Annotated in this window: 7 protein-coding genes; 4 read left to right on the top strand and 3 right to left on the bottom strand. The window is 43.9% G+C overall.

From position 1 onward, the window contains the following. Positions 1–67: 67 nt before the first annotated feature. Positions 68–877, bottom strand: a complete 810-nt coding sequence (locus tag EX191_RS22555; protein WP_005398230.1) for a MalM family protein — start codon at positions 875–877, stop codon at positions 68–70. 100 nt (positions 878–977) lie between these two features. Next, positions 978–2,249, bottom strand: coding sequence for a maltoporin (locus EX191_RS22550; protein WP_006740823.1), 1,272 nt, complete (start codon positions 2,247–2,249; stop codon positions 978–980). Positions 2,250–2,695: 446 nt separating this feature from the next. Between EX191_RS22550 and glgX the strand changes: the two genes are divergently transcribed. From glgX to EX191_RS22530, 4 genes are all read left to right on the top strand, one after another. Next, positions 2,696–4,666 carry a glycogen debranching protein GlgX gene (gene glgX, locus EX191_RS22545; RefSeq protein ID WP_193448540.1) on the top strand — a complete coding sequence of 657 codons (1,971 nt, stop codon included), beginning with the start codon at positions 2,696–2,698 and terminating at the stop codon, positions 4,664–4,666. Between the two features lie 160 nt (positions 4,667–4,826). After that, positions 4,827–5,471, top strand: coding sequence for a recombinase family protein (locus tag EX191_RS22540; RefSeq protein ID WP_193448539.1), 645 nt, complete (start codon positions 4,827–4,829; stop codon positions 5,469–5,471). After that, a complete protein-coding gene (locus EX191_RS22535) occupies positions 5,468–6,652 on the top strand; it encodes a multidrug effflux MFS transporter (protein WP_085342485.1) in 1,185 nt (394 codons plus the stop codon). Before EX191_RS22540 ends, EX191_RS22535 begins: the two co-directional genes overlap by 4 nt. 79 nt (positions 6,653–6,731) lie before the next feature. After that, positions 6,732–7,376: an START domain-containing protein gene (locus EX191_RS22530; RefSeq protein ID WP_193448538.1), complete on the top strand. Its 645-nt coding sequence runs from the start codon at positions 6,732–6,734 to the stop codon at positions 7,374–7,376. A 16-nt stretch (positions 7,377–7,392) separates the two neighbouring features. On the opposite strand, the gene EX191_RS22525 is transcribed toward EX191_RS22530, so the two are convergent. Next, positions 7,393–7,602, bottom strand: a complete 210-nt coding sequence (locus tag EX191_RS22525) for a DUF3955 domain-containing protein (RefSeq protein WP_006740828.1) — start codon at positions 7,600–7,602, stop codon at positions 7,393–7,395. Positions 7,603–8,040: the final 438 nt, after the last annotated feature.

Genomic DNA, 8,040 nt, shown 5'->3' with positions numbered 1-8,040 from the left:
TAGATGTGTATAAGAGACAGATATTCTATGAAAAAAGGCCAGCATTTTGCTGGCCTTTTATATTCAATTATTTTTTATTTACGGCTTTCACAAACACTTGTTGCGCACCTTCAATACCCAGCTCTTTTGCTTCATCGAGCAAGGTGAGTGCTTTCGGAATATCGTTCGCTGCCACTGCCGCTTCAATTGAGCTGTGGTAGTAGCTAGTGAGATCCGTACCTTGAGGAATGTTGTCGTTTTTCGCAACAATCTTGGTATTCACGATATCATTTGCGGATACCGACAAACGGAACTGACCCAGTGGGCTGTGTTTCGCTAAAGGGTCTGCAATATCTGGCGGCTGAGTGTGGCGCGCCATGGCGAAGGCTTTTGCAGGATGCAGAACTTGCGTACTGCCTTTTAGATCAGCGGAAGTCGTGTACACCAATACATGCAGATCGTTACCTGTCATGTCTGGAATCACATTGAGATCAAGTACGAATTTATCATTGTCCAACAGTTTTGCTGGTTCGTACTTAAACTTTGAGAAATCTGCTTGGTAAATAGTTTCTCCTGCCGAGTTCATCACTGCGACATTAGGAGCATAAAATTGAAGTTCTTTACTTACGAATGTCTCTAATTTGATATCGAGACTGCCACGGTTGCCCGGAAGAGCAAACGCTGCAATAGCGCCAGCACTGTTACCATCCAACAGCATTTGGCTTTTATCAGTCAAAGCGAATTCAGTAACCACAGGTACATCAACCGTTACCCATTGAATATCACCCGATTGAGTGATCACTTGTTGCTGACCTTTTGGACTCATCTCTACTTGTTCTACGGACGCACAACCAGTAGCCAACATGCCCAGCAGTACGGGAGCAAGCCATTTTTTCATTACTGTCTACCTCGACTCTTTATTGTTTTTTAAATAAATACAGCCAGATAAGTTCTGGCTGTATCATTCTAGGACAATTTAGGACTTAGTGGTTAGATGATTACCACCAAGCTTCAGCTTGTACACCGAATTGGAACGTATCGTCTGAACGACCGTTGTCAAATGTGTTAGAGTTGTCTTCTTTGTCAGCCGTTAGGTAAGAAGCGTAAACACGGATTTCAGGACGAGCCCAGAAACTAGAACCAGCAGACCATGCTTGAGCAACAGTTAGCTTACCGTATTTGTTTTCGTCGCCGTCGTTATCATCGATAGCGTAACCAGCTTCGAAGATAGTTTTGTGGTTGTCATCCCATTTGTACATTGGACGAACTACAACAGACATTGTTTCCCACTTGTCTTGGCCAGCCCACATGTCTTCACCAACACCGTAAACTAACTGGTGACCCATTTCCCAGCTGTCACCCATGCCGATTACACCCCAGTTGATTAGGCGGTAACCAGATGCACCGTTATCAGCTTCTGCGCCGTACCAGCTACCGTCGCCGTAGAATGCCATTGTTTTTGAGTAGCCTTCAGTACCGTACTGAAGCACTGTTTTGTTGAAACCAGCGTCTAGACCTTGAGTCAATTCTGCTGTGAACATTACGCCGTTTTTCGCATCTTTAGTGCCGTTTGGCGCAGCGTCAGTTTCGTTAAGGATTGCGTAGTTCAAGCCCATTTCTAGAGAACCGTTGTCCCATAGAGGAAGACCTGCATAACGTACGTCTAGAGTGTTAACGTTTGTATCGCCGCCATCGTTACCTGGATCTGCGATATCGCCACGGTCGTTACGAACCCAAGCGAAAGAAACTTTACCTGGACCAGCTTCGATACCTTCAACACCAGCGCCCGCGCCAGAGATGTTCCAGTAGTAGAAGTCAGAGATATGAATGTCGTGACGTTGGTAGTAGCGCTTACCAGCCCAAAGTGTTGCTTCTGGAGCAAAGTTTAGTAGGCCTTTAGCTTGAACGTTGAATTGACGTAGTGCGAATTGTGCATCGTCAACACATTTCACTTCGCCGTTATCCAAACCACAGTTAGCAGAAGTGCTTTCCCAGTCGTTTGAACCATTAGAAGTCATTGCAACCATAGAGTCTACGTAGAACGTTTTGCCGTTGTTGTTGTAAACTTCTTTACCTAGTTGAATCTCGCCGTAGATATCGCTTTCATTACCTAGACGACCGATCTTGTTCTTTTCGAATGTTAATTGTTGACCACCGTCAGCGTTCACGCCAACGCCAGCACGCATGTAACCGTGGAAATCCACTGCGAACGCAGAACCAGCAGCTAAAGTTGCAGCCACAGCAGCAGCAATTGCACTTACTTTTTTCATTCTTAACTCCATTAAGGGTATTTATAATTCTGTCTTCCCTGCTCACTCTTTTAGGTGAATATAGGCAGTAAAAACACACCTAAAGAAAGAGAGGTAAGATGGGAACGAATCCCCGTTTGTTTCAACAGTTATGAGATTACCCGAGGCGTACAAGGATGACTTCCTCCGCCCCAAACTAATTTAGGGGGGATGAGAAGGGAGTAGAAAATTTACCGAATGGTGTTTTTTCGAGTCAGATCACCAATCTAGGGAGGAATTAGTAAGTTTATTCGGTTTTGAGCCGCTACAAAGTGATAGCCATTTCATATTTTTGACTCTAAGCCGTCACATAAAGTAATTAAATTACATGAATATTTTTATATTTAGGGTGGTTGACCTTAGTAAGACAAAGTTTTTAACTTATAGTTTCCTAAAGGTAGCAATAAATATTAAATAAAGTATCTCCGATGACACGACTTCTCTCTCGCCCTTACCCCTTGGGTGCAACTGTAAATAAAGAAGGTTGTAACTTCTCTATTCACGCACCAGGGAATAAAGACATAAAACTCGCCCTGTTTGCAGACGATGGCAGTTACGCGCTTCATGATTTACCGAATGAATACGCTGGCATACGTCATACTTTTATTCCGGATATTAAGCCGGGGCAAAAATACGGTTACCTTGTCTCCCACAAGGAAGAGCCACTATTAATTTCTGACCCTTACGCAAAGTCAATTGATAAAGCCCTCCACTACCACCCTCCCTACTCTCCAGCCAAAAGTTTCGATATGCCGAAGTGCATCGTTATCGAAGATAATTTTGACTGGCAAGATACGGATCATCCGCGTATACCCAGAGAAGAGATGGTGTTGTTTGAGACACACGTCAAAGGGCTTACCCAACTTCACCCAGAAGTTGAGGACAAGCTGAAGGGGCGCTATTTAGGTCTTGCATCACCTAAAATGCTGGCCTTTTATGAACAGCAAAACATCAACACGCTGCAATTGCTACCTGTCGCTGCGTGTATGCATGAGCCTCACCTACTAGAGATGGAAAAGGTCAACTATTGGGGGTACAACCCTTATCTCTTTATGGTGCCTGATCCGCGCTATGCAGAAAAAGACGCCGTCACAGAGCTCAAAACAACGATTCGAGAACTGCACAAAAACGGCATCGAAGTGATTCTCGACGTAGTTTACAACCACACCGCAGAGGGGGGGGAAGGGCCTACAATTTTCAACCTGAAAGCGCTCGATTCCCGTTTTTACATCAAACATGGCAACCACTTCGCAAATTACACTGGTTGTGGCAACACGGTCGATCTCACCTATCAACCCGCTTTAAACCTTGTAATGGATACATTGCGCTACTGGGTTAGCGAATTTAAAGTCGATGGCTTCCGTTTTGACTTGGCTGCAACGTTAGGTCGACAGGGCGATGATTACACCCCAGAAGCAGCTTTCTTTAAAGCCGTCGCGCAAGACCCAATTTTGCGTGAAACCAAATTGATTGCCGAACCTTGGGATATTGGTCCAAATGGCTACCAAGTGGGTAACTTTCCATTTGGCTGGAACGAGTGTAATGACAAACTGCGTGATATTTCCCGCAGTTTTTGGCGCGGTGATCAAGGCTATTTAAAAGAGTTTGCCACTCGATTAATGGGCTCTCGTGACATTTATAGTGCAGCGAACTGGCCATACAAACTCACGGTGAATTACATCACGTATCACGATGGCTTCACACTGCAAGATTTAGTGTCTTACAAGCACAAACACAATGAAGCTAATGGCGAAGAAAATCGCGACGGCCACGGTGACAATCGCTCAGAAAACTACGGTGTCGAAGGCGAGACAGAAAATCTGATGATCATCGCCACGCGTGAGAAGCAAAAACGCAACCTTATTGCCAGCTTGCTGTTTGCTTTTGGAATCCCACACATCCTCACTGCTGACGTGCTGTCTCACACCCAAGGCGGTAACAATAATGCCTATTGCCAAGATAACGAAACCAGTTGGCTTAACTGGGGAGAAACGGAGCGTAAGCAACATTTCAAAACGTGGATGTCACAAATGGTCGCCAACCGAAATCAATACATGGTGCCATTTATCCGAGCTTTCAGTGGCGAAAACCGCAATAACAACCGTATTTTCTGGCGCCGAACAGACGGTCGCTTAATGGAGCATGATGATTGGAACCGTTTAAGCTCTGTCGCACTTCACCTTGGCATCGGTAAAGAAGGACAAGAGCTGGTCTATCTCATCAACCAAACTAACGCTACAGCGCGCTTTAAGCTCCCCAATGAGCGAAAGCAAGAATGGGTAACGATCTGCGACACAAACGTACGTAACCTTAACCCAGGGCATGCTGAAGGCGAGGTTTTGCTATCACCTACTTCGATGGTAATTTTGCATTACCAGCCGAAATTGGAGCAATCATAGAGCAATAGCCCTGAAAGCTTATATACACGACTTTAATAGTAAAAGACCCGAAGTCCGTTAACGACTTCGGGTCCATTTAGTGTTGTAAGCATTAATGAACCTCTGTATATTTATGAGCCATTACAGCATATGAACCAAACTTAAAAGGCGTATAGTCCATATGGCTACTTATCTTTACACACGTTACTCGCCAAAGAATCGAGCTTATCAAGATCACCTCGGTGTCCTAAAAGCGTTCGTGCCTGACGCCCTACATTTTGAGGATAAGGTTCGTGGTTGCATGCCGCCAACAGAACGAGAAGCTTTCCAACAACTACTCAATATCGTCAAAGCAGGTGATACGATTGTGCTCTGGTGGCTAACGGCATTTGGTCGCGATTTTAGTCAGGCGTTAAATACAATCAAAGTGTTACTAGCAAAAGGGGTCACACTGAAAACCGTTTGTGAACCACTCACATTTGAACCGGGTTCTGTTCAAACTCAAACGCTACTCACCGTGTTATCTGGATATGGAAAAGTGCAGACTGAACATCGCCTGTTTGCAGCAGAGCAAGGACGGCAAGCCATTAAAGATCAACCAGATTTGTGGAAACAGAAATTTCGCGGACGCCCAGCAGACAAAACTAAACACCAACAGATCGCAACGTTGCTGTTAGAAGGCTATACGTTGAAGAGTGTTTCGGAGCAGTGTGATGTCAGCCTATCTACCGTAAAACGCGTCAAATCTAAGTTAAATGAAGTGGATGATGAAGGCTGCCTCAGAACACGAAAGCAAAGAGGTTATTCTGATGGTGATCCATCATGAGTCGCCCAATCAACTTTCGCACTATCTTACTCGCCTGTCTTATTATCAGTGTTGGCCAATTGAGCATGGGGCTTGTTATGCCCTCTTTGCCATGGATCGCAAAAGACTTTTCTATCTCCCTTGATCAAGCCCAACTGCTTGTGAGTATTTACTTACTCGGTTTTGGTCCCTCTCAGTTCATTTACGGTCCGGTATCGGATGCTTTGGGTCGAAAAAAAGTACTATTGACGGGTTTGCTCATCGCGATGTCTGGTCTATTAATGATCATTTTCCTCAGTGACACCTTCACAGGCATGGTGATGGGGCGTTTTCTACAAGGCTTAGGAACTGGGTGCTGCGCGGTACTCGCGAGAGCATCGACTCGAGATAGATTTAGTGGCGATGAGCTCCCTGTCGCCATGTCTTATATCGCTATGGCAGCTTCGATCACGCCACTCATTGCGCCTGTGATTGGCGGCTTTATCAACTTCCATTTTGGTTGGAGCATGGTGTTCATTTCACTGCTAGGTTATGTCTCACTCGCTTGGGTAATCATCGCCTTTAAGTTTACAGAAACCATTGCAAAACGATCTGTTATTCCGTCACCACGCAACATGCTTTTCCAGTATCGAGACTTGGTGACGTCACGTTACTTTATGAGTTTTGCCAGCATCAGTTGGTTAAACTTCAGCCTGATGATAACGACCGTGTCCGTGATGCCATTTATCATGCAAGACCAAATTGGCATGACATCCGATCAATACGCAATGTGGGCACTCATTCCCGCTTTAGGTATGTTAGGCGGCACCACGATTTGTAACCGAGTAAGGCCAATTATCGGCAACAAAAGAATGCTACTTTGTAGTCCATTCTTGCATCTCAGTGCTGCAATATGGTTGTTCTTCTGCCCGGTAGAACCGCTGTATTTAATGTTGGGGCAACTATTAATGATCTTAGGTAACGGCATTGCCCTACCTTGCGCGCAAGCCATGGTAATGCAACCCTACAAAAAGCAGGCTGGTGCTGCAGCAGCCATGTCTGGAGGTGGACAAATGATCGTATCCTCATTGGTCAGCTTAACATTGGTACAGCTTGGTTTAAGCCAAGCCTGGCATCTATCAATCGTTATTGTGGTGTTTGCAGCAATAACGCTCACCAATATTCAACGAGGTTTTGGAGCAGAGCAACCTTCAGAACAGTAACGAAAAGACTGACTATTGTCCTTATAATTAAGAACACATCGTATAAGCTTTAACTAAGGATAAGTTGGCGGGTACTAACATGATGTTGCATTTACGAATTGGCGCGCTACTACTCGCCACTTTTATATCCGCAGGCACCGCCGCGAAAGCCAACGAGTACTGGCAATTTGATAGTGACGATAACGGAATCACTATCTACTCTCGAGAGCATACCGACGGTTTAGTTGAGATTCGTGCTCGGATGTTCACACCCACCAGCTATGGCGCATTTTTAACGCTATTGGAAGATAGTGACAATATCCCGAACTGGATTGACAATGCCAGTCATAGCCGGGTTTTAAATCAAATATCAGCCACCGAAAACATCGTTTATACCCAATTTACGGCGCCATGGCCTGCAAAAAATCGTGATATGCTCACCTACTCTGAATATTGGGTCGATGAGCTTGGGTTCACGATAAAAATCAAAAGCGCACCAGACTCATATCTTGCTGAACAAAAGGGCTATGTTCGCATTCGTTCGGTTGCTGCAACTTGGGAATTACAAAAGCTCACTAATGGCACGACACTCATTGACTACAAAGCGTTTGCTGACCCCGGAGGCCTTTTGCCAATCTGGCTAATCAACAAACTATCAAAACAAAGTGCACGAGCAACATTTAGTAATCTAAGGAAAGAGTTACCAAAATATCAGCAATACTCCCATCCTCAGATAGAGGAGTAAACTTCACGTTTGCTCTTTAATTACGATTACGGTGTTTGAAAAAAGTGCCCACAAAAGAGGCGAAGGCTAACCCCAAAAAGAGCCAAAACAAAGGGATAAACCCAAATGACTCTACTAATAAGCCATTTTCATCTACGTAAGAGCCCTGAGCGTGGTACGCAATTAAACATGCCACACCACTCAAAAACAAAACTATGCTCAGTTTATATTTACGAATAAACCCCATCTAAACCTCAAGCAATCAATTGATATGTTTTCGACATATTGCCACCGTATATAGTTCACTCAAAAAACATAGTGTCTCTATGTTTGCTCTAATCTTTATTAGAGGCCTTTTAGTCAGAGACAAAATAAAAACCCAAACATAAAGAATAAAAAGTCAAATTGAACTCAAAATATTATATGCGTTCTCAGAACTATCTTGACCTTTTTTCTCACATACACAGTGTAATTGTTATCATTTTGTTTTCTCAATGCTGCCAAGAATCGTTCACATCTCTCCCAAAATAATTAGTGTTCTAAATATTTTTATTACTCTATACAAAAACGAATCAAACAACAAAAGACCTTTAAAATCAAAACTTAAGATCTGTCTCTTATACACATCTCAAAAAAAAAAAAAAAAAAAAAAAATAAACAAATATAACAGTGTAAATTCGAACAT

Origin of the sequence: Vibrio chemaguriensis (assembly GCF_012275705.1) — a bacterium.
GTDB classification, from domain to species: Bacteria; Pseudomonadota; Gammaproteobacteria; order Enterobacterales; family Vibrionaceae; genus Vibrio; species Vibrio diabolicus.
The sequence above is the reverse complement of the archived record's forward strand: the minus strand, read 5'-3'. Positions and strand labels throughout refer to the sequence as shown.

What these genes read in the sequence shown, in the direction of transcription:
- EX191_RS22540 (WP_193448539.1), top strand. Translation starts at nt 4,827, where the DNA reads ATGGCTACTTATCTTTACACACGTTACTCGCCAAAGAATCGAGCTTAT.
- EX191_RS22550 (WP_006740823.1), bottom strand. Translation starts at nt 2,249, where the DNA reads ATGAAAAAAGTAAGTGCAATTGCTGCTGCTGTGGCTGCAACTTTAGCT.
- EX191_RS22555 (WP_005398230.1), bottom strand. Translation starts at nt 877, where the DNA reads ATGAAAAAATGGCTTGCTCCCGTACTGCTGGGCATGTTGGCTACTGGT.
- glgX (WP_193448540.1), top strand. Translation starts at nt 2,696, where the DNA reads ATGACACGACTTCTCTCTCGCCCTTACCCCTTGGGTGCAACTGTAAAT.
- EX191_RS22535 (WP_085342485.1), top strand. Translation starts at nt 5,468, where the DNA reads ATGAGTCGCCCAATCAACTTTCGCACTATCTTACTCGCCTGTCTTATT.
- EX191_RS22530 (WP_193448538.1), top strand. Translation starts at nt 6,732, where the DNA reads ATGATGTTGCATTTACGAATTGGCGCGCTACTACTCGCCACTTTTATA.
- EX191_RS22525 (WP_006740828.1), bottom strand. Translation starts at nt 7,602, where the DNA reads ATGGGGTTTATTCGTAAATATAAACTGAGCATAGTTTTGTTTTTGAGT.